Here is a 20,768-nt window from a genome sequence, read left to right as displayed (position 1 = left end):
ACGGATCAATAGCAAGCCGTACGTACGGTTTGCCTTGCGCACGGTCACCTGCAACGATCAACCCGTGCCCAGAGTAAGTCAGGACCAGCTCGACGCGCGCCGCCAGGAGATCCTCGGCGCGGCCCGGGCCTGTTTCGCCAGGCACGGCTACGAGGGCGCCACCGTGCGCCGGCTGGAGGAGGCCACCGGGCTGTCCCGGGGCGCCATCTTCCACCACTTCCGCGACAAGGACTCCCTCTTCCTCGCCGTCGCCGAGGACGACGCCGCCGTGATGGTCTCCACGGTGGCCCGCAACGGCCTCGTCCAGGTGATGCGGGACCTGCTGGCCCGCGCGGTCTCCCCGGACACCACCGGCTGGCTGGGCAGCCAACTGGAGGTGTCCCGCCGGCTCCGCACCGACCCGGCGTTCGCCAGCCGGTGGGCGCAACGGTCGGCCGCCATCGCCGAGGCGACCCGGGACCGGCTCGTGCGGCAACGCGAGGCCGGAGTGCTCCGCGAGGACATCGACATCGACGTGCTGGCCCAGTTCCTGGAGCTGGCGTACGACGGGCTGGTGCTGCACCTGGCGATGGGCCGGCCCGCCGGCGATCTCGGTCCGGTGCTGGACCTGGTCGAGGAGGCCGTCCGCCGCCGCTGACCTTGCCCGTGGCTCGGCAGGTCTCGGCTCGGTAACTCACCCACCGCCGCCGTGCCGGCGTGGCGGGGCTGTCCCACAATGGGGCCGCGATCCCCCCTCGCGCGACAGGAGCAGCCCATGAACACCCTTGCCGCAGCGGGCGACACCTGGGGCATCCCCGGCCCGCTCTTCCTGAAGCTCTACCTTCTGGTGGCCGTCGTCGCCGTGGTCGGCGTACTGGTGCACCGGCGGCGCACGACCGCCGGCCCCGACGCGACCGGTGCCGAACAGCTCGGTCCGCAGCAGGTCGCCTACCTCAACGGCGGCGACCAGCTCGCCATCTGGGCGGCGCTGGGTGGGCTGCGCGGCGCCGGCGCGATCGACGTCAAGTCGAACGGCCGGTTGGTCGCCACCGAGTCGGCACCCAGCGGGCTCACTCCGCTCGACCACGCGATCCGGCACGCCGCCCGCCGGTCGGTCGCCGCCCGCGAGCTGCGCCGCAACGGCGGGGTGACCCGCGCTCTGGAGGAGCTGCGGCAGGGGTTGGAGCAGCGCGGCCTGCTGATCGACGCCGACGGGGTACGGGCCCTGCGGCGCGGACGGAACCTGCTGCTGGTGCTGCTGGCCCTGGGCGTGGTGCGGCTGGCCTCCGGCCTGATCAACGGCCGGCCGGTCGGCTGGCTGCTGCTCGCCCTGGCCGGACTCGGGGTGGCGTTCGCCCTGGTGGCCCGTACGCCCCGACGGACCAGGACGGCGAACGTGATGATGGGCCGCCTGCGCAGCGACAACCACCACCTCGCCCCCGACGCCTCCCCGGCCTACGCGACCTACGGTCCGGCCGGCGCGGCGATGGGGGTGGCCCTGTTCGGCACCGTCTCCCTCTACGCGCTCGACCCTGGCTTCGCCGCGCAGGCGGAGATCCAGCGGCAGGCGTTGAACGCGAGCAGCGGCAGTGGCTACACCGGTTCCTCGGGGGTCACGTGCGGCGGCGGCACCTCGTCGGGCGACAGCGGGTCGTCGTGCGGCGGTGGCAGCTCCTGCGGCGGTGGCGGCGGATGCGGCGGTGGCGGGTGCGGCGGATGACCCGGCCGCAGGGGGTGGGCATCGGCTGGCGGCCGGAGATCGCCGGTTTCGTCGGCGCGCTGCCCGGCCTGCGCTTCGTCGAGGTGGTGGCGGAGTCGCTCGCCCCCGACGGTCCCCTCCCACCGGGGCTGGCCGCGCTGCGGGGGCGCGACGTCACCGTCGTACCGCACGGGGTGCGGCTCTCCCTCGGCGGCGCGGAGCCCGTCGACCCGGCCCGGGTGACGCACCTGGCCCGGGTCGCCGAACTGGTCGACGCGCCGCTGGTCAGCGAGCACATCGCGTTCGTCCGGGCCGGTGGGCTGGAGGCCGGGCACCTGCTGCCGCTGCCCCGCACCCGGGAGGCGGTGGCGGCGGTGACGGCGAACGTCCGCCGGGCCCGGGCGGAGCTGCCGGTGCCGCTGGCGTTGGAGCCGATCGCCGCGCTGTTCGACTGGCCCGACGACGAGCTGGACGAGGCGGACTTCCTCACCGAGATCCTCGACGCCACCGACGCCGAGCTGCTGCTCGACGTGGCCAACGTCTATGCCAACGCCCGCAACCGGGGCCAGGACCCGCAGGCCCTGCTGGACCGGCTGCCGCTGGACCGGATCGCCTACGTGCACGTGGCCGGCGGGGCCGAGCACGGCGGGCTCTACCACGACACGCACACCGATCCGGTGCCCACCGAGGTGCTGGAGCTGGTCGGCGCGCTCTGCGCCGGCCGCCGCCCACCCGCGCTGCTGCTGGAACGCGACGGCCACTACCCGGCCGCCGACGTGCTGCGGGCCGAACTGGACGCCCTCGCCTCCGTCGCCGGCCACCCGGTCGTCACGTGAGCGCCGCGCCCGCCGCCGAGCCTGGCCCGACCGGCCCCACCTCGCCGACGGGGCTGGCCGCCCGACAGGCCGCGCTGGTCGCCGCCCTGGTCGCGGGGGCTCCGCTGCCGGCCGGCTTCGCCACCGACCGGGTCGACGCCGCCCGGCGGGCACTGCTGCGCAAACGGGCCGGGGAGGTCGCCCGCCACTGGCCGCTGCTCGCCGCCGGCCTCGGCGACGCCTGGCCGGCCACCTTCGCCGGCTGGGCGGCCGGCCGGCCCACCGCCGGATCGCTGCGCGACGGCTGGGACCTCGCCCGCGCGCTGCGCGACCGGGGCACCCTTCCCCCGCTCGGCGCGGAGGAGCTGGCCGTCCGCGAGGCCGCCCACCGCTACGACGGACGGAACCCGCCCCGCCGCCGCCGGTTCCCGGCCCTGGCCCGCAGCGGCGACGCCGTCGCCCTCCAGCTCGCCGGCCGGGTACGCCTGCTGCGCCCCACCTCCCGCTGACCACCGGGCCGCCGCGCCGCCCCCCGCCGGATACGGCAGGATCGGTGGCATGGATCTCGGACTCACCGATCGGGTGTACGTGTTGACCGGCGCTTCCCGCGGGCTCGGCTTCGCGACCGCACGGTGCCTGGTCGCCGACGGGGCGCGGGTGGTCCTGTCGGCCCGGACGCCGGAGCGGGTAGCCGGGGCGGTCGACCTGCTGGGTGGACCCGGGCACGCCATCGGCCTCGTCGCCGACCTGGCCGACCCGAGTCTGCCCGAGCGGCTGGTGATCGCCGCGCGGGAACACTTCGGCCGGCTCGACGGCGCGCTCGTCTCGGTGGGTGGGCCGCCCGCCGGCACGGCCGCGCAGGTCAGCGACGCGCAGTGGCGGGAGTCCTTCGAGACGGTGTTCCTGGGCACCGTGCGCACGGCCCGGACGGTGGCCGCCGCGCTCACCGACGGCGGTGCGATCGGGCTGGTGCTGTCCACCTCGGCCCGGACCCCGATCACCGGCCTCGGCATCTCCAACGGGCTGCGACCCGGCCTCGCCGGGGTGGCCAAGGACCTGGCCGACGAGCACGGCCCGCGCGGCGTACGGGTGCTGGGCCTGCTGCCCGGTCGCTTCCTGACCGACCGTAACCGGGAACTGCTCGGCGACGACGAGACGGCCCGCGCCGCCGCCGAGGCGGGCATCCCGCTGCGCCGCATCGGCGATCCGGCCGAGTTCGGGCGGGTCGCCGCGTTCCTGCTCTCCCCCGCCGCCGGCTACGTCACCGGGGTCAGCGTGCCGGTCGACGGCGGCGCGCTGCGCAGCCTGTGACCCCGCGCCGCCGCTCAGCGGGGGCGGCTGGTGGTCACGGGGGGAGACCAGCACCGCCCAGCCCCGCCGCCGGCCCGACCCGGCCGGGCACGCCCCAGATCCGGCGGCCGGACCGGGCGGAGCTGGCCGCGGCAGCGGACCGCACCATCCCCGACGTGATCGGTCCCGGGCTGACGGTGCTCTTCGTCGGGATCAACCCGGGCCTGTGGTCGGCGGCCACCGGATGGCACTTCGCCCGGCCGGGCAACCGGTTCTGGCCGGCCCTGCACCGGGGTGGCTTCACCCCACGCCAACTGCACCCCAGTGAGCAGGACACGCTGCCCGGCTACGGCCTGGGCATCACCAACATGGTGGCGCGGGCCAGTGCCCGGGCCGACGAGCTGACCCCGGCGGAGCTGGTGGCGGGCGCGCGGACGCTGGTCGACAAGGTGACCCGGTACCAGCCGGCCTGGGTGGCCGTGGTCGGGGTGACCGCGTACCGGATCGGATTCGCCAGGCCCCGGGCGGGCTTCGGCCCGCAGCCGGAACCGCTGGCCGGCGCGCGGCTGTGGGTGCTGCCCAACCCGAGCGGCCTGAACGCCCACTTCACCCCGCAGACCCTGGGGGCCGCCTTCGGCGAGCTGCGCACGGCGGTGACCGGCCTCCCGCCGTCCCCCGCCGGCTGACCGCCGTCGCGCCGGGCACTCACGGTACGTCGCGTCGCGCGTTCACGATGTGTCGTGTAAATGCCGACATTAAGGCAATGAATTGTGCACGACGGATCGCATCACCATTGACACAGATTTATTTCGAGCGTGCTTTCGAGTTCACGTTGGTCTAACATTGGCCACGCAATCGGCAACACGCCGATAACGCATTTCCCCTCGTCTCGGGAGCAGTTATGCCACAAGTCCGTTCTTCCCGCTTCATCCGCCTGCTCGCCGCCGGTGCCGCCGGGGCCGCCGTGGTGGCCGCGCTGCCCGCGGTCAGCGCCCAGGCGGGCACCGCACCGATCAACGTCTCGGTCAAGGGTGGCTACAACAACAGCCAGTCCCTCGGCACCGCCACCGGAACCGTCACCGGGACGGGCAGCAACCAGGCGAGCTACTCGGTGACGCTGTGCGGGCAGAGCACCTACCCGAGTTCCCAGGTGACCATCAAGGGCGGCACCGCCACCGCTTACCACACCGTCTACTACCAGAACTGCGAGACGTTCACCGGCGACCTCGTCTCCGCCTACGGATTTACCAGCATCGAGGTCACGGTGTCCGGTTCCACCTTCTACCCGGGCAACCAGTACACGACGTACACGAGGGCCCGCACGATCTACTTCTGAGTTGCACGCGCGACATGACGAAACGGGCACCGAATTGACGACCACCGGCTCAGCCAGCCGGTGAACCGCACTCCGACGCCCGGCGTGGGAACCGCGTCAGAATAGGGACCGGGTCGGGGCCGCTCCCCCTCGGCCCGGTCCCGTACCGCCGCCGGCAGCACGCCGCCCGGCGCACCCGCCACCCGACGGTCCGCACGGACACCGCCGACCGCCCCCGACCGGGGACGTCAGTTGGCCACGGCCGGGGGTCGCGCTTCCTGGGCGACGTAGGTGCCCATCGGCACGGTGGTGACGATCGGCTCGGCCGGCTCGGCGGCTTCCAGGTATGGCGTGGGCGACTCGGCGACCGCGAACTGGGTGCGGTACAGCTCGGCGTAGAGCCCACCCACCGCGACCAGCTCGTCGTGCCGGCCCCGCTCGACGATCCGGCCGTCGTCGAGGACGAGGATCTGGTCGGCGTCGCGGACCGTGGAGAGCCGGTGCGCGATCACCAGCGCCGTCCGCCCGGTCAGCGCCACGGCCAGCGCCCGCTGCACCGCCGCCTCGCTCTCCGAGTCGAGGTGGGCGGTGGCCTCGTCGAGGATCACGATCGACGGGGCCTTGAGCAGCAGCCGGGCGATGGCGATGCGTTGCTTCTCCCCGCCGGAGAAGCGGTAGCCGCGCTCACCGACGGTCGTCTCCAACCCGTCGGGCAGGGCACGTACCAGGTCGGCCACCTGGGCGCCGGCCAGCGCCGCCCAGATCTCGTCGTCGGTGGCGTCCGGCTTGGCGTACCGCAGGTTCTCCGCGATCGTCTCGTGGAACAGGTGGGAATCCTGGGTGACCACGCCGATCTCGTCGCGCAGCGAGGCGAGGGTGGCGTCCCGGACGTCGACCCCACCGACCCGCACCTCGCCGTCGGTGACGTCGTAGATCCGGGAGATCAGCATGGACAGGGTCGACTTGCCGGCCCCCGACGGCCCGACCAGGGCCACCATCTGCCCCGCCTCGACCCGGAAGGACACCCCCTTGAGCACCGGCTCGCCGACCGTCCGGTCGAGGGTGGCGACCTCCTCCAGCGAGGCCAACGAGACGTCGGCGGCGGCCGGGTAGCGGAACCGGACGTCGCGGAACTCGACCCGCCCGGCACCCCGGGGCACCGGCACCGCGTCGGGCTTCTCCTCGATGCCGGGACGCAGGTCGAGCACCTCGAAGACCCGGTCGAACGAGACCAGCGCGCTCATCACGTCGACCCGGACGTTGGACAGCGCGGTCAGCGGGCCGTAGAGGCGGGTCAGCAGCAGGGCGAGCGTGACCACGGTGCCGGCGCTGACCGCCCCGTTGACCGCCAACCAACCGCCGAGGCCGTAGGTGAGCGCCTGGGCCAGCGAGGCGACCAGCAGCATCGCCACGAAGAAGGTGCGTGAGTACATCGCCGACTGGATGCCGATGTCGCGCACCCGCTCGGCCCGCGCGGCGAACCGGCCGGCCTCCACGTCGGGCGAGCCGAACAGCTTGACCAGCAGCGCCCCGGCCACCCCGAACCGCTCGGTCATGGTGGCGTTCATCTTGGCGTCGAGGTTGTAGGACTCCCTGGTGATCTCGGCCAGCCGCCGGCCCACCCGCCGGGCCGGGATCACGAAGATCGGCAGCAGGATCAGCGAGAGCGTGGTGATCTGCCAGGAGAGGGTGAACATCACCCCGGCGGTGAGCACCAGCTGGATGACATTGCTGACCACCCCGGACAGGGTGGAGGTGAACGCCCGCTGGGCGCCCATCACGTCGTTGTTGAGCCGGCTGACCAGGGCCCCGGTCTGGGTCCGGGTGAAGAACTGCAACGGCATCCGCTGCACGTGGTCGTAGACCTTCGTACGCAGGTCGAGGATGATGCCCTCGCCGATGCGGGCCGAATACCAGCGTTGGACGAGGGAGAGGACCGCGTCGGCGACGGCCAGCCCGCCGATGACCAGGGCGAGCCGCACGACCGCGGCACCGGCCTCCGGCCCGCCGCCGCTGATCGCATTGATCACGTGGCCGGCGAGCACCGGGGTGGCCACCCCGATCACGGCGGCGACCACCACGGTCACCAGGAAGACGACGATGTCCCGCCGGTAGGGATGGGCGAACGCCATGATCCGTTTGGCGGTGCCGCGCTTGAGCCGGTGGGAGGAGACCTCGTCGCCGTGGCGGATCGAGCGGAGCATGCTCCAGCCGGCCATGTTGCCGCCCGTCATCGGGTTGGACATCGGTCACCTCCGGGTCGGGGCAGCACGCGCCGTCAGGTCGATTCTCCCGACGCCTACGACAACCTCGGTGGTAACCCGGCTCTTCCCGGGCAGTCCTTACCGACCGCCGGCCGGCTACTCACCCCGGCCCGCGAGGTCACGCAGCCGGCGGGTCTGCGCCTCACGCTCGGCCCGCTGCTGTTCGGTGTGGGAGCGGCCGGCGGCACCGGCGAGCAGCGCCTTGATCTCCACCACCGCGTCCCGGTCGCCGGCGAGCAGGCCGGCGGTGAGGTCACGGACCGCCGCGTCCAGCTCGGCGTTCGGCACCACCAGGTTGGCCAGGCCGATCCGGTCGGCCTCGGCGGCGTCCATCCGCCGGCCGGTGGCGCACAACTCCAGGGCGCGGGCATAGCCGACCAACTCGACCAGCCGCTTGGTGCCGGCCAGGTCGGGGACCAGACCGAGGGTCACCTCGGCCATCGACAGCTTGGCGTCCTCGGCGAGGACCCGCAGGTCGCAGGCGAGCGCGAGCTGGAAGCCCGCGCCGATGGCATGGCCCTGGACGGCCGCCACCGAGATCACGTCGGGGCGGTGCAGCCAGGTGAAGCCCTGCTGGTAACCGGCGATACGGTCGGCACACTCCTGCTCGGGCAGGGTGGACAGCTCGGCGAAGGAACCAGGCCCCTGGGCACCGGCCACCGACAGGTCGAGGCCGGCGGAGAACGACCGCCCCTCGCCGCGTACCACCACGACGCGCACGTCGCCGGGGAGATCCCGGGAGAAGTCGCTCATCGCGCGCCATATCGCCGGAGTCTGGGCGTTGAGCACGTCGGGCCGGCACAACGTGACCGTCGCGACCGGCCCGTCACAGTGCAGTAGCACCCCGGTCGTCTCGGCGGTCACCGGACCGCCCGGGGCGTGCTGACGGACGACGCTGGTGGGCGGGTCACGCCTTCTTGCGACGCCGGGCGCCGCCGCGCTGTCGCAGCTGCACACCGGACTCGGTGAGCACGCGGTGGATGAACCCGTAGGATCGCCCGGTCGAGGCGGCGAGCGCGCGGATGCTCTCCCCGCCGGTGTACCGCTTTACCAGGTCCTTGGCGAGCGTCTGACGCTCGGCTCCGACGATCCGGCGACCCTTCTCAGTGCTGGTGGCTGTGCCAGTGGCTGCCATGCTGATTCCTCACGTCCCAGACTGTGCGGTTCGATACGGTCCCACCTATTAGACCGTCTCGAACGATCATGCGCCAGATATCAACTCTTCGCCAACCGACACGCTATGCAGTGTCGTCAACCCGATAGAGTGACCCTCATCCCGGCCCGCGGCTGCTAGCACGCCGTGACGGACCTGGTGAACGGCCCGTACCCTTCCCGGTCGTGACCGACCTCCTGGGCGACGTGAGCGGGGCGGCGGCCGTCTTCGGCGCCACCAACCTCGACGACATCGTGGTGCTGACCGTACTCTTCGTGACCGCCCGCGGTACGGGACGACCCCGCCCGTGGCAGATCGTCACCGGCCAGTACCTGGGCATCGCCGCCCTCGTCGCGGCCGCCCTGGTGGTCGCCGCCGGCCTGCTGGTGGTGCCCGACCCGTGGACCGGCCTGCTCGGGCTGCTGCCGATCGGGCTCGGGGTCCGTGCGCTGCTGGCCCGCACCGACGACGACACGCCGCCGGCCGTGGTCGGCGGTCTGCTCGGGGTCGCCGGGGTGACGGTCGCCAACGGCGCGGACAACATCGCCGTCTACGTCCCGGTGTTCCGCTCCCTCGACCCGACCACCGGACTGGTCTACCTGCTGGTCTTCGCGCTCCTGGTCGCCGTCTGGTGCGGTGCTGCCGCGCTGCTCGGCGGGCACCCCCGGGTGGTCCGCCTGGTCGGCCGGGCCGGGCACCGGCTGGTCCCCGTCATCTTCGTGGGCATCGGCCTGGTGATCCTGGTCAGCTCGGGCGTCCTCGGCCGGCTGGCCGCGGACGCCCACTGACCACCGGCCGGCCCCGCCCGTCGACCACACCTGTCGTCGTGGGCGGGGTCGGGTCAGGCCAGTTCGACCAGTTCGAGGAGGTCGTCGCTCCAGGCGTCCTCGTCGCCGTCGGGGAGCAGGATCGCCCGGTCCGGCTTGAGCGCGAGCACCGCACCAGGGTCGTGGGTGACCAGCACGATCGCGCCGGGATAGTTGGCGATGGCGTCGAGCACCTGCTCCCGGCTGACCGGATCCAGGTTGTTCGTCGGCTCGTCCAGCAGCAGCACGTTCGCGCCGGAGCAGACCAGGGTCGACAGGGCGAGCCGGGTCTTCTCGCCACCGGAGAGCACCCCGGCGGGCTTGTTCACGTCCTCGCCGGAGAACAGGAAGGCACCGAGGATCTTGCGCAGGTCGGTGTCGGACTGCTCGATCGCCGCCGCCCGCATGTTCTCCAGGACCGTGCGCTCCACGTCCAGCGTCTCGTGCTCCTGGGCGTAGTAGCCCAGCCGCAGGCCGTGCCCGGCGTGCACCTCGCCGGTGTCCGGCGGGAGCAGTCCACCGAGCATCCGCAGCAGCGTGGTCTTGCCGGCGCCGTTGAGCCCGAGGATGGCCACCCGGGAACCCCGGTCCACCGCGACGTTCACGTCGGCGAAGATCTCCAGCGAGCCGTACGACTTGGACAGGCCGGTCGCGGTCAGCGGGGTCTTGCCGCACGGCGCGGGGTTGGGGAACCGGACCTTCGCCACCCTGTCGGAGACGCGTACCTCCTCCAGGCCCGAGATCAGCTTCTCGGCCCGCCGGGCCATGTTCTGCGCGGCGACGGTCTTGGTGGCCTTGGCCCGCATCTTGTCGGCCTGCGCCATCAGGGCGCCGGCCTTCTTCTCGGCGTTGGCCCGCTCCCGGCGGCGGCGACGCTCGTCGGTCTCCCGCGCCGCCAGGTACGCCTTCCAGCCCAGGTTGTAGACGTCGACCACGGAACGGGTGGCGTCGAGGAACCAGACCTTGTTGACCACCGACTCCAACAGCGAACCGTCGTGGGAGATCACGATCAGCCCGCCCTTGTGGTTGGCGAGGAAACCGCGCAGCCAGGTGATCGAGTCGGCGTCGAGGTGGTTGGTGGGCTCGTCGAGCAGCAGGATGCCGCCGCCGTTCTCGCCCGCGTCGCGGAACAGGATGCGGGCCAGCTCGATGCGGCGGCGCTGACCGCCGGAGAGGGTGCCGATGGTCTGGGCGAGGGCCCGGTCGGGCAGCCCCAGGTTGGCGCAGATCCGGGCGGCCTCGGCCTCGGCCGCGTACCCGCCCAGCGAGGCGAACTGGTCCTCCAGCGCGCCGTAGCGGCGGACCAGTTTGTCGTCGGCGCCGTCGGCGAGCCGCTGCTCGATCTCCGACATCTGGGCCATCAGCACGTCCAGCCCCCGGGCGGAGAGCACCCGGTCCCGGCCGGTGACCTCCAGGTCGCCCGTACGCGGGTCCTGCGGCAGGTACCCGATGGCGCTGCGCCTGTCGATCTGCCCGGCGTACGGCTGCCCCTCGCCGGCCAGTACCTTGAGGGTCGTGGTCTTGCCGGCACCGTTGCGCCCGACCAGTCCGATCCGGTCACCGGGCTGCACCCGCAGGGTGGTGTCGGACAGGAGGATCCGGGAGCCGGCGCGTAGTTCCAGGCCGGTGACACTGATCATTTCCGGTACTCGCTCTCGGGGGTCTGGAAGGGCTGACTCAGGGCACGCGAAAGCGCCGGCGGGTCGGTGGTTCCCGTCGGCGCGGGGCGGTTCAGCCTTCGCAGCGCAGCACCCGACAAGTGTACCGGGCGGCCCGACGCACACCGTCCGGATTACCGCACAAGATCATCGGGTACCGAAAACACCGTCCGGACCCGGTCCGGTACCGCAACCCTCAAACGTGACGAATCGGTGATCGGGGTCAACATGGAGCTGAACGAGAACGCGCAGGTCGACACCGGCCAGGTGGACGACCGGCGGGGGTCCGGCGGGGGCGGCGGGGCGGGCATCCCGATACCCCTCCCGGGCGGCGGCGGGCGCGGCGGCATCGTCGGCCTCATCATCGCCGTGCTGGTGGCCCTGGTGGGCGGCGGTTTCGGGCTGAACGCCATGACCGGTGGCGGGTCCGAAACGGGCGACAACACGGCGCTGGAGCAGAAGTGCTCCGCCGACGACGCGCTCAAGCAGCTGGACTGCCGCAACACCCTCTACGTCAACTCGATCCAGGCGTACTGGCGCACCGCACTGCCGGAGCGGTTCGGCCAGCAGTACCAGCCATCCAAGACGGTCTTCTTCAGCCAGGGTGTCAACACCGGCTGCGGCCAGGCCGACTCCGGCGTCGGGCCGTTCTACTGCCCCGCCGACGACCTGGTCTACATCGACCTGACCTTCTACCAGACCCTCGCCGACCAGCTCGGCGCGGAGGGTGAGTTCGCCCAGCCGTACGTGCTGGCCCACGAGTACGGCCACCACGTACAGGACCTGCTCGGCACCGAGGCGCAGATGCGCCGCCAGCAGCAGCGGGACCCGGGCAGCGCCAACGCGCTCTCGGTCAAGCTGGAACTCCAGGCCGACTGCTACGCGGGCGCGTGGGCCAAGAACGCCACCGGCACCGCCGACGAGCAGGGCCAGAAGATCTTCAAGAGCATCACCGAGCAGGACATCGCGCAGGCGATCGACACCGCCGAGAAGATCGGCGACGACGCCATCTCCAAGCGGGCCAACCGCCCGGTCAACCCGGAGGAGTTCACCCACGGCTCCTCCGAGCAGCGCAAGCAGTGGTTCACCAAGGGCTACACCACAGGTGACCCGAAGTCCTGCGACACCTTCGGCGGCAGCCTCTGACCGGTACCGGTCGGCAGGTCACGGCGGTCGGCGGGGCTAAACGCCCCCCGGCCGCCGTCGTCGTTCCCGGGCGAGGGTGGGCCGGGGTGTGGCCGGCGCGGGGGCGTGCGCCGGCCGGGACGTGGGCCGGTGCGGGGGCGGGGGGGCCGGGATCAGGCCGGGTCGCGGACCAGGACGTGCACCGCGCGGGCGGCGGCGATCGCGCCGACCAGCACCGCATGCCGGGGTTCGGGCACGTCGAGCAACCGCTCGGCCCGCAACCCGGCGAGCGGGGCCAGCCGCCGGTCGGCCAGGACCGTGTCGACGGCCCGCCGGTCGCCGCCGCAGACCAACGCCGCCAGCGTCGCCGCCTCCGGCAGCAGCAGCCGTACGGCCAGTTCCGCCGCGTCGCCCAGGGCCGCCCTGGCCTGGTTGTCCCGCCGCCTGGCGAACCGCTGCTGCGACCAGCCCCCGGCGGCGGTACGACCCTGCACGTATCGGGTGTCCACCTTGGAGACCAGCAGTTCGGTGCCGAGCGCCACCCCGACCGCCACCGCGCCCTTGCGGGCGAGCAGCAGCCCGAGCCGGCGGGGTGCGACGGCGGCGTCGACGAACCCCGGCACGTCGTCGACCGGCCGGGCCGCCTCCCCGGTGCCGCCGCCCGGTGGGAGGTGCAGCTCGGCGGTCGCCCCGTCGGCGGCGGCGAGCAGCAGGCCGTACCCCTGCGGGGAGACGACGGGCGGGCCGTGCCGGTCGGCGAAACCCTCCACCCAGCGGGCGACGCGGGTCGGATCGACCTCGATCCACCGGCCGCCACCGGCCGCGGGTCGGCTGCTCATCACCCGACCGTACGGCACGACAGGCGACCGCCCGGCGGGCGGCTCACCGCACGATCAGCATGGAGACCGCCAGGGCGGCGATGATCAGGCTGGACAGCAGGCCGGTCACCAGTCGACCACGCGGGCCGGCCAGCATCCGGCCGACCAGGGTGCCGCTGCCGGCGATCAGCAACTGCCAACTCGCCGACGCGACGAAGACCCCCAGGACGAACAGCGCGGCGGCTGCCGGTGCCGCCCGTGCCGCGTCGGCACGGCCGAGGACCAGCGCCGCGAAGTAGACCACCGTGGCCGGGTTGAGCAGGGTCAACGCCAGCACCCCGGCGAACGCGCGGCCCGGCGTGTCCATCCCCCGACCCGCCCGGCCCCGGACGGCCAGATCAGGCTGATCCGACTCCACACGACCCGGCCACGGCCCGCTCGACGGCGGTCGGGAGCGCCAGCTCCGCCACCCGCCGTGAACGGCGAGCGTCAGCAGCACCACCGCCGCCGCCACCCGCAGCGGCCCGGCGACCGGGGCCACCACGCCGGCCACCGCCGCACCGCCGAGCACCGCCACGGCGGCGTAGAGCCCGTCGGCGGTGGCGACGCCGAATGCGGCACCCGCGCCGACCCGCAACGAGGTACGGGCGCTGAGCCCGAGGATGAGCACCGCGATCGCGCCGACCGGGACGGCGACCCCGTAGCCGGCCACCAGCCCGGCCAGGAGGGCGGCGGTCATGACGGCAGGTGACGGGCCGAGCCGCACCCCGGACGGGCCTGCTGTCGACGCGCGGTGGTGCTCGCGCGGACAGGCCCCTGCGCCGGGTACGTCTCGATCACCGGCCCATCATCGACCCCGCGCCCGACGCCCCGCCACCGGATTACCCTCCGCCGCTGGTTGATCGACTCACCTGGGCGAAAGAGCGCTGGCGACGGGGGCCGGACACCCCGACATCGGCCCCGGCGAGTCGATCACCCCACCGACTCACGGGCGCGGCACCCGGGTGGGTGCCGCGCCCGTGAGTCGGACCGGAGGTCAGACGTTGAAGCCGAGGGAACGGAGCTGGTCCCGCCCCTCGTCGGTGATCTTGTCCGGCCCCCACGGCGGCAGCCAGACCCAGTTGATCCGGATGTCGTCGACCAGTCCCCCACCGGGGCCGGTGGTCAACGCCTGCCGGGCCTGGTCCTCGATCACGTCGGTGAGCGGGCAGGCCGCCGAGGTCAGCGTCATGTCCAGGGTGGCGACGTTCTGGTCGTCCACGTGCACGCCGTACACCAGGCCGAGGTCGACCACGTTGATGCCGAGTTCGGGGTCGACGACGTCCTTCATCGCCTCCTCGATGTCGGCGACGGCCGCCCGGGCACCGGCCGACGCGGCGGCCTCCACCGGACCGTCGGCGACCGGGGTCGCGGCGGTGTCCGCCGGGCCGGTGGCACCGTTGGTGGCCGGCGGCGTCACCGCGTCGGTCGTCGTGCTGGCGTCGCCGGTCTCCGGCGTCGCCGCGGTAGCGGTGTTCTCGCTCATGCCTCCACCTCCGTCGGGCTCACGCCCACCCCCGCGCGTGCCGCGGCGTCCTTGAACGCCATCCACGGCAGCAGCGCGCACTTGACCCGGGCCGGGTAGCGGGCGACACCCGCGAACGCCACCCCGTCACCGAGTAGTTCCTCGTCCGGCGTGACCTGGCCACGGCCGGACATCAACGCCACGAATCCCGCGTGCACGGCGGCGATCTCCTCCGCGCACCGGCCGGAGAGCCGGTCGTACAGCACGCTCGCCGACGCCTGGCTGATCGAACAGCCGACCCCGTCGTAGGAGATGTCGACCACGATGTCGTCGACGGCGGCCACCCGTACGGTGACCTCGTCGCCGCAGGTCGGGTTGACGTGGTGCGCCTCGCCCACCTCGGCGTCGGGGTCGTCGGCGTCGCGCAGCCCACGCCCCTGCGGGCGCTTGTAGTGATCCAGGATGATCTCCTGGTAGAGCTGGTCCAGCTGCATCAGTCGAAGATCCTCCGCACCTGTTCGAGACCCGCCACCAGGGCGTCGATCTCCTCCGTGGTGGTGTACAGGTAGAACGACGCCCGGGTCATCGCCGGCACCCCGAACCGGGTGCAGACCGGCTTGGCGCAGTGGTGGCCCACCCGCACCTGCACGCCGAGCGAGTCGAGGACCTGCCCGACGTCGTGCGGGTGCACGTCGCCGAGCGCGAACGAGATGGTGCCGCCCCGGCCGACCGGCACCGTCGGGCCGAAGATCCGCAGACCCGGCACGGTCGCGAGGGCGTCCAGCGCGTACGCGGTCAGCTCCTTCTCGTGCCACTGGATCGCCCGCATCCCGACGCCGGTGAGGTAGTCGACCGCCGCGCCCAGCGCGACCGCCTCGGCGATCGGCGGGGTGCCCGCCTCGAACCGGGCCGGCGGCGCGGCGAACGTGGACCGGGCCATCGACACCGTCTCGATCATCGAACCGCCGCCCATGACCGGGGGCATCGCGGCGAGCAGCTCGCCCCGGCCCCACAGCACGCCGATGCCGGTCGGCCCGCACATCTTGTGCCCGGTGAAGACGATGAAGTCGGCGTCCAGGTCGACCACGTCGATCGGCTGGTGCGGCACCGACTGCGAGCAGTCGAGCAGCAGCAGCGCACCCACCTGACGGACCCGTTCGGTGATCCGGGCGGTGGCGTTGACCGTGCCGAGGATGTTGGAGGTGTGCACCAGCGCGACGATCTTCGTCCGCTCGGTGACCAGGTCCGCCAGCCCCGACTCGTCCAGCCGGCCGGTGTCGGTGACCGGGAACCAGCGCAGCGTCGCGCCGGTCCGCTCGGCCAGCAACTGCCACGGGACGATGTTCGAGTGGTGCTCCATCTCGGAGATCACGATCTCGTCGCCGGGGCCGAGCCGGAACCGCTCGTCGGCGTCCGCGCGCAGCGAGGCGTTGGAGAAGGCGTACGCCACGATGTTGATCGCCTCGGTGGAGTTCTTGGTGAACACCACCTCGTCGACGCTCGGCGCGTTGACGAACGCGGCGATCTTCGCCCGCGCCCCCTCGTACGCCTCGGTCGCCTCGGTGCCCAGGGTGTGCACCGAGCGCGACACGTTGGCGTTGTGCATCGCGTAGTGCCCGGCGAGCACGTCGAGCACCTGCCGGGGCTTGTGCGAGGTGTTGGCGCTGTCGAGGTAGACCAGCCGGTGCCCGTTGACCTGCCGGTCGAGGATCGGGAAGTCGGCCCGCACCGCGGCCACGTCGAAGCGCGGCACGTCGTCGTACTGCGGCATCCCGTCCGGGATGGCGATGGTGGTCATCTCAGCGGTCCCCGTCCGTGTGTGCTCAGGCCCGCGCCGCGCCGGCCCCGGCGACGTACCGCTCGTAGCCCTCGTCCTCGAGCTTGTCGGCCAGCTCCGGGCCGCCCTGCTCGACGATCCGGCCGGCCACGAAGACGTGCACGAAGTCGGGCTTGATGTAGCGCAGGATGCGGGTGTAGTGGGTGATCAGCAGCAGGCCGGTGTCGCCGGTGTCGCGGACCCGGTTGACCCCCTCGCTGACCACCCGCAGCGCGTCCACGTCGAGGCCGGAGTCGGTCTCGTCGAGGATGGCGATCTTGGGCTTGAGCAGCTCCAGCTGCACGATCTCGTGCCGCTTCTTCTCGCCGCCGGAGAAGCCCTCGTTGACGTTGCGCTGGGCGAACGCCGGGTCCATCTGGAGCTTCTCCATCGCCCCGCGCAGCTCGCCGCCCCAGGTACGCAGCTTCGGGGCCGCGCCGTCGATGGCGGTCTTGGCGGTCCGCAGGAAGTTCGCCACCGAGACGCCGGGCACCTCGACCGGGTACTGCATGGCCAGGAAGAGGCCGGCGCGGGCCCGCTCGTCGACGGTCATCTCCAGCACGTCGACGCCGTCGAGGGTCACCGAACCACCGGTGATCTCGTACTTGGGGTGACCGGCGATCGAGTACGCCAGGGTCGACTTGCCGGAGCCGTTCGGGCCCATGATCGCGTGGGTCTCCCCCGACCGCACGGTCAGGTCGACACCGGACAGGATCGGCTTGAGCTCACCCTCGGGCAGCTTGACCGACACCTTCAGGTCGCGGATCTCCAGGGTGCTCATTATCGGGTCACTCCATTGCTCGGCGTCGGGCGGCCGTCGGCGCCCACGGGAAGGTAGATGTCGCCGTCGCGGACCTCGACGGCGTAGACGGGAACGGGTTCGGTGGCGGGCAGCCCGCTGGGCTCGCCCGTGCGCAGGTCGAACCGGGAACCGTGCAGCCAGCACTCCAGCGTGCAGCCCTCGACCTCACCCTCGGAGAGGGCCACCGAGGCGTGCGAGCACTCGTCGTGGACGGCGTAGAACCCGCCGTCGGTGCCGTGCACCACGGCGATCGGGGTGCCGTCGACGTCGGCGCTGATCACGGTGCCTTTCGGCACGTCCTCCGTCGCGCAGATCCGGATCATGTCAGGCCCCGGCCTTCGAGAGCCGGGCCTCGATGGCGTCCCCCAGCCGCTCGCGCAGCGACTCGACCGGGATCTTGTTGATCACCTCGGCGAAGAAGCCCCGGACCACCAGGCGACGCGCCTCGTCCGCCGGGATGCCCCGGGCCATCAGGTAGAACAGCTGCTCGTCGTCGAACCGGCCGGTCGCGCTGGCGTGGCCGGCGCCGGCGATCTCGCCGGTCTCGATCTCCAGATTGGGTACGGAGTCCGCCCGCGCGCCGTCGGAGAGCAACAGGTTCCGGTTGATCTCGTACGTGTCGGTGCCGGTCGCCTCGGCCCGGATCAGCACGTCGCCCACCCAGACGGTGTGCGCCTGCTCGCCCTGCAACGCGCCCCGGTAGCCGACGTACGAGCGGCAGTCCGGCACGTTGTGGTCGACGAGCTGGCGGTGCTCCAGGTGCTGGCCGCCGTCGGCGAAGTAGACGCCGTACAGCTCGGCCTCGCCACCCCGGCCGGTGTACTCGACGGTGGTGGACTGGCGGACCAGATCCCCGCCCAGGCTGACCTGGATGTGCGACACCTTGGCGTCGCGGCCGAGGCGGACCTTCAGGTGCTGCGCCTGCACCGCGTCGGCGGCCCAGTCGGCCACCGTGACCAGGGTCAGCTTCGCCCCGTCGGCCACCGCCACCTCGACGTTGTCGGCGAGCGTCGTCGCGCCGACGTGCTCCAGCACCAGCACCACCTCGGCGAACCGGCCCACGTCGACGAACGTGTGCCCGAAGGCCAGCGCGGCGGCGTCGTCCCCGACCACCCGCAGGCTCACCGGCGCGTCGAGCACGGCCTCGGCCGCGACCTCGACCAGCAGCGCCTCACCGGCACCGCCGTAGGCCAGCGCGCTGACCCGGTCGACCGGGGTGAGCACGCTGCCCACCCGGGGGTCGTCCCGGCCGATCCGCCCGACGGTGACGCCGGCCGGCAGGTCGGCGTACTCGTGGCGGACCGTGCCGGTGGCGGCCTGCGCCCCGCCGGTCAGCCCACGGAGCCGCTTGAGCGGGGTGAAGCGCCACTCCTCCTCCAGGCCGGTCAGGGCCGGGAAGTCGGCGACGTCGTACGAGCGGAGCGCCTGCGACTTGGTGCTGGGCGGCGCGGAAGCCTGGATAGTCATCTCTTCCTTGGTCTGTCTGTCCGGGACGACGGTGTCGTGGGGCGGCGGGCGGCGTCAGCCGACCGCGCCCTCCATCTGGAGTTCGATCAGGCGGTTGAGCTCCAGGGCGTACTCCATCGGGAGTTCCTTGGCGATCGGCTCGATGAAGCCGCGCACGATCATCGCCATCGCCTCGTCCTCGCTCAGCCCCCGACTCATCAGGTAGAAGAGCTGGTCGTCGCTGATCTTGGAGACGGTCGCCTCGTGCCCCATCGACACGTCGTCCTCGCGGATGTCGACGTACGGGTAGGTGTCCGAGCGGGAGACGGTGTCGACCAGCAGCGCGTCGCACTTGACCGTGCTGCGGCTGTGGTGCGAGCCCTCCAGCACCTGCACCAGCCCCCGGTACGAGGTACGGCCGCCGCCCCGGGCGATCGACTTCGACACGATGGTGCTGCTGGTGTGCGGCGCGGCGTGCACCATCTTGGCCCCGGCGTCCTGGTGCTGGCCCTCACCGGCCATCGCCACCGAGAGCACCTCGCCCTTGGCGTGCTCACCGGTCATGTAGACCGCCGGGTACTTCATGGTCACCTTCGAGCCGATGTTGCCGTCGACCCACTCCATGGTGGCGCCCTCGTGGCAGACGGCCCGCTTGGTGACCAGGTTGTAGACGTTGTTCGACCAGTTCTGGATGGTCGTGTAGCGGCAGCGCGCGTTCTTCTTGACGACGATCTCGACGACCGCGCTGTGCAGCGAGTCGGACGAGTAGAGCGGCGCGGTGCAGCCCTCGACGTAGTGCACGTACGCGCCCTCGTCGACGATGATCAGCGTCCGCTCGAACTGGCCCATGTTCTCGGTGTTGATCCGGAAGTACGCCTGCAGCGGGATCTCCACGTGCACGCCCTTCGGCACGTAGATGAACGACCCACCCGACCACACGGAGGTGTTCAGCGCGGCGAACTTGTTGTCGCCGACCGGGATCACCGTGCCGAAGTACTCCTTGAAGACGTCCTCGTGCTCCTTGAGGGCGGTGTCGGTGTCCAGGAAGAGGACACCCTGCTCCTCCAGGTCCTCGCGGATCTTGTGGTAGACCACCTCGGACTCGTACTGCGCCGCGACCCCGGCGACCAGCCGCTGCTTCTCGGCCTCCGGGATGCCCAGCCGGTCGTAGGTGTTCTTGATGTCCTCCGGCAGGTCCTCCCAGCTGGTGGCCTGCTTCTCGGTGGAACGCACGAAGTACTTGATGTTGTCGAAGTCGATCCCGGTGAGGTCGGCGCCCCAGGACGGCATCGGCTTGCGGCCGAACAGCCGCAGACCCTTGAGCCGCAGGTCGAGCATCCAGGCCGGCTCGTTCTTCTTGGCCGAGATGTCCCGCACCACCGCCTCGCTGAGGCCGCGCTGGGCGGCGGCCCCGGCGACGTCGGGGTCGGCCCAGCCGTACTCGTAGCGACCGAGGGCGGCGAGCTGCTCTTCCTGGGTCAGGGGCTGGACGATCTGCTCGGTCATCTATCTGTCCTCACAGTGGTGACGGTGTTACCGGACTGGGCGCGCGGCTGGGCCGGAATGTGCGTGGTGCACACCCCGTCGCCGTGCGCGATGGTGGCCAGACGCTGCACGTGGGTGCCGACCAGACGGGAGATGACCGCCGTCTCGGCCTCGCACAGCTGGGGGAACTCGGCGGCCACGTGCGCCACCGGGCAGTGGTGCTGGCAGAGCTGCCCGCCCGAGGCGATCGTCGACGCGTTGGCAGCGTAGCCCTCGGCGGTGAGCGCACCGGCGAGAGCCTCGGACCGGGCCAGCGGATCGTCGCCGGCGTCTTCCATGGCGGCCCGGCAGCGGGCCTCCAGCGCGGCGACCTGGTCGGCGGCGAACGCCTCGACCGCGTCCGGGCCGCCGTTGCGGGCGATCCAGCGCAGCGCGGCGGTGGCCATGTTGTCGTAGTGGTGGGTGCCGCAACGCCCCCGGGCCGCGTCGGTGAGCAGGAAGACCTTCGCCGGTCGACCCCGCCCCCGGCTGCCCCGCACGGTCTGCTCCCGGGCGACCACGTCGCCGTCGGCGAGCATCGCGTCGAGGTGCCGGCGGATCGCGGCCGGGCTGAGACCGAGCGCCGAGCCGAGTTGGCCGGCGGTGGCCGCCCCCTGCTCCAGCAGGAGCCGGGTCACCCGGTCACGGGTGGACAGGTCGGTGGGGGCCTCCGGTGCCGGGGCGGCAGTGGCACGCCGCGCGGCCTCCGCACCCCGTAGCACGGCACGGCGGGAGCGCACACCGACGCCGACGG

23 protein-coding genes are annotated in these 20,768 nt (G+C 72.5%); 9 read left to right on the top strand and 14 right to left on the bottom strand.

Features of this window, described 5'->3' with window-relative positions; genetic code table 11:
* Positions 1-64 precede the first annotated feature (64 nt).
* The 7 genes from ACN267_RS02965 to ACN267_RS02935 all read left to right on the top strand — a co-directional run bounded on the left by ACN267_RS02965 (position 65) and on the right by ACN267_RS02935 (position 5,119).
* Complete coding sequence (locus tag ACN267_RS02965) at positions 65-637, top strand: TetR/AcrR family transcriptional regulator (RefSeq protein ID WP_204959124.1); 573 nt, start codon at positions 65-67, stop codon at positions 635-637.
* Positions 638-754: 117 nt separating this feature from the next.
* Positions 755-1,699, top strand: a complete 945-nt coding sequence (locus tag ACN267_RS02960) for a TIGR04222 domain-containing membrane protein (protein WP_421487850.1) — start codon at positions 755-757, stop codon at positions 1,697-1,699.
* Complete coding sequence (locus ACN267_RS02955) at positions 1,696-2,514, top strand: DUF692 domain-containing protein (RefSeq protein WP_421487849.1); 819 nt, start codon at positions 1,696-1,698, stop codon at positions 2,512-2,514. The genes ACN267_RS02960 and ACN267_RS02955 overlap by 4 nt, the downstream gene beginning before the upstream one ends.
* Positions 2,511-3,002: a hypothetical protein gene (locus ACN267_RS02950; RefSeq protein WP_421487848.1), complete on the top strand. Its 492-nt coding sequence runs from the start codon at positions 2,511-2,513 to the stop codon at positions 3,000-3,002. Before ACN267_RS02955 ends, ACN267_RS02950 begins: the two co-directional genes overlap by 4 nt.
* Positions 3,003-3,051: 49 nt before the next feature.
* Positions 3,052-3,804 carry an SDR family oxidoreductase gene (locus ACN267_RS02945; RefSeq protein WP_204959128.1) on the top strand — a complete coding sequence of 251 codons (753 nt, stop codon included), beginning with the start codon at positions 3,052-3,054 and terminating at the stop codon, positions 3,802-3,804.
* Positions 3,805-3,902: 98 nt separating this feature from the next.
* Positions 3,903-4,469 carry a G/U mismatch-specific DNA glycosylase gene (gene mug, locus ACN267_RS02940; protein WP_281902969.1) on the top strand — a complete coding sequence of 189 codons (567 nt, stop codon included), beginning with the start codon at positions 3,903-3,905 and terminating at the stop codon, positions 4,467-4,469.
* 215 nt (positions 4,470-4,684) lie between these two features.
* The gene (locus ACN267_RS02935) at positions 4,685-5,119 is read left to right on the top strand and encodes a hypothetical protein (protein WP_421487847.1); all 435 of its coding nucleotides are present in this window, start codon (positions 4,685-4,687) and stop codon (positions 5,117-5,119) included.
* Positions 5,120-5,346: 227 nt separating this feature from the next.
* On the opposite strand, the gene ACN267_RS02930 is transcribed toward ACN267_RS02935, so the two are convergent.
* From ACN267_RS02930 to ACN267_RS02920, 3 genes are all read right to left on the bottom strand, one after another.
* Positions 5,347-7,332, bottom strand: a complete 1,986-nt coding sequence (locus ACN267_RS02930; protein WP_421490378.1) for an ABC transporter ATP-binding protein — start codon at positions 7,330-7,332, stop codon at positions 5,347-5,349.
* Between the two features lie 126 nt (positions 7,333-7,458).
* The gene (locus tag ACN267_RS02925) at positions 7,459-8,226 is read right to left on the bottom strand and encodes an enoyl-CoA hydratase/isomerase family protein (RefSeq protein ID WP_421487846.1); all 768 of its coding nucleotides are present in this window, start codon (positions 8,224-8,226) and stop codon (positions 7,459-7,461) included.
* 43 nt (positions 8,227-8,269) lie between these two features.
* Entirely contained in the window at positions 8,270-8,497 is a 228-nt protein-coding gene (locus ACN267_RS02920) for a helix-turn-helix domain-containing protein (protein ID WP_007072022.1), read from the bottom strand.
* A gap of 203 nt (positions 8,498-8,700) precedes the next feature.
* Here ACN267_RS02920 and ACN267_RS02915 point away from each other — a divergent pair, with 203 nt between their 5' ends.
* Complete coding sequence (locus tag ACN267_RS02915; RefSeq protein ID WP_204959132.1) at positions 8,701-9,303, top strand: cadmium resistance transporter; 603 nt, start codon at positions 8,701-8,703, stop codon at positions 9,301-9,303.
* Between the two features lie 53 nt (positions 9,304-9,356).
* On the opposite strand, the gene ACN267_RS02910 is transcribed toward ACN267_RS02915, so the two are convergent.
* Complete coding sequence (locus tag ACN267_RS02910; protein WP_204959133.1) at positions 9,357-10,961, bottom strand: ABC-F family ATP-binding cassette domain-containing protein; 1,605 nt, start codon at positions 10,959-10,961, stop codon at positions 9,357-9,359.
* Between the two features lie 246 nt (positions 10,962-11,207).
* Between ACN267_RS02910 and ACN267_RS02905 the strand changes: the two genes are divergently transcribed.
* Positions 11,208-12,125 (top strand): neutral zinc metallopeptidase, encoded by a 918-nt coding sequence (locus ACN267_RS02905; RefSeq protein ID WP_281902965.1) that lies wholly within the window; start codon positions 11,208-11,210, stop codon positions 12,123-12,125.
* Between the two features lie 152 nt (positions 12,126-12,277).
* Here the strand turns inward: ACN267_RS02905 and ACN267_RS02900 are convergent, their stop codons facing one another.
* From ACN267_RS02900 to ACN267_RS02855, 10 genes are all read right to left on the bottom strand, one after another.
* Positions 12,278-12,943 (bottom strand): acVLRF1 family peptidyl-tRNA hydrolase, encoded by a 666-nt coding sequence (locus ACN267_RS02900; RefSeq protein WP_204959134.1) that lies wholly within the window; start codon positions 12,941-12,943, stop codon positions 12,278-12,280.
* Positions 12,944-12,986: 43 nt separating this feature from the next.
* The gene (locus ACN267_RS02895) at positions 12,987-13,661 is read right to left on the bottom strand and encodes a LysE family transporter (RefSeq protein WP_421487845.1); all 675 of its coding nucleotides are present in this window, start codon (positions 13,659-13,661) and stop codon (positions 12,987-12,989) included.
* A 297-nt stretch (positions 13,662-13,958) separates the two neighbouring features.
* On the bottom strand, positions 13,959-14,447 hold the full coding sequence (locus tag ACN267_RS02890; protein ID WP_204959135.1) for a metal-sulfur cluster assembly factor: 489 nt from the start codon (positions 14,445-14,447) through the stop codon (positions 13,959-13,961).
* Positions 14,444-14,920 carry a Fe-S cluster assembly sulfur transfer protein SufU gene (sufU, locus tag ACN267_RS02885; RefSeq protein WP_204959136.1) on the bottom strand — a complete coding sequence of 159 codons (477 nt, stop codon included), beginning with the start codon at positions 14,918-14,920 and terminating at the stop codon, positions 14,444-14,446. The genes ACN267_RS02890 and sufU overlap by 4 nt, the downstream gene beginning before the upstream one ends.
* Positions 14,920-16,224 carry a cysteine desulfurase gene (locus tag ACN267_RS02880; RefSeq protein ID WP_204959137.1) on the bottom strand — a complete coding sequence of 435 codons (1,305 nt, stop codon included), beginning with the start codon at positions 16,222-16,224 and terminating at the stop codon, positions 14,920-14,922. Before ACN267_RS02880 ends, sufU begins: the two co-directional genes overlap by 1 nt.
* A gap of 25 nt (positions 16,225-16,249) precedes the next feature.
* Positions 16,250-17,023, bottom strand: coding sequence for a Fe-S cluster assembly ATPase SufC (gene sufC, locus ACN267_RS02875; protein ID WP_088645041.1), 774 nt, complete (start codon positions 17,021-17,023; stop codon positions 16,250-16,252).
* Positions 17,023-17,367, bottom strand: coding sequence for a non-heme iron oxygenase ferredoxin subunit (locus ACN267_RS02870; protein ID WP_204959138.1), 345 nt, complete (start codon positions 17,365-17,367; stop codon positions 17,023-17,025). The genes sufC and ACN267_RS02870 overlap by 1 nt, the downstream gene beginning before the upstream one ends.
* 1 nt (position 17,368) lies before the next feature.
* Positions 17,369-18,511: a Fe-S cluster assembly protein SufD gene (sufD, locus tag ACN267_RS02865; RefSeq protein WP_204959139.1), complete on the bottom strand. Its 1,143-nt coding sequence runs from the start codon at positions 18,509-18,511 to the stop codon at positions 17,369-17,371.
* 54 nt (positions 18,512-18,565) lie between these two features.
* The gene (gene sufB, locus ACN267_RS02860) at positions 18,566-19,996 is read right to left on the bottom strand and encodes a Fe-S cluster assembly protein SufB (protein ID WP_204959140.1); all 1,431 of its coding nucleotides are present in this window, start codon (positions 19,994-19,996) and stop codon (positions 18,566-18,568) included.
* Complete coding sequence (locus ACN267_RS02855; protein WP_204959616.1) at positions 19,993-20,736, bottom strand: helix-turn-helix transcriptional regulator; 744 nt, start codon at positions 20,734-20,736, stop codon at positions 19,993-19,995. The genes sufB and ACN267_RS02855 overlap by 4 nt, the downstream gene beginning before the upstream one ends.
* Between the last annotated feature and the right edge of the window lie 32 nt (positions 20,737-20,768).

Source organism: Micromonospora sp. WMMD734, from assembly GCF_049178975.1.
Taxonomy (GTDB): domain Bacteria; phylum Actinomycetota; class Actinomycetes; order Mycobacteriales; family Micromonosporaceae; genus Micromonospora; species Micromonospora wenchangensis.
This window is presented reverse-complemented; position numbering and strand designations above follow the sequence as displayed.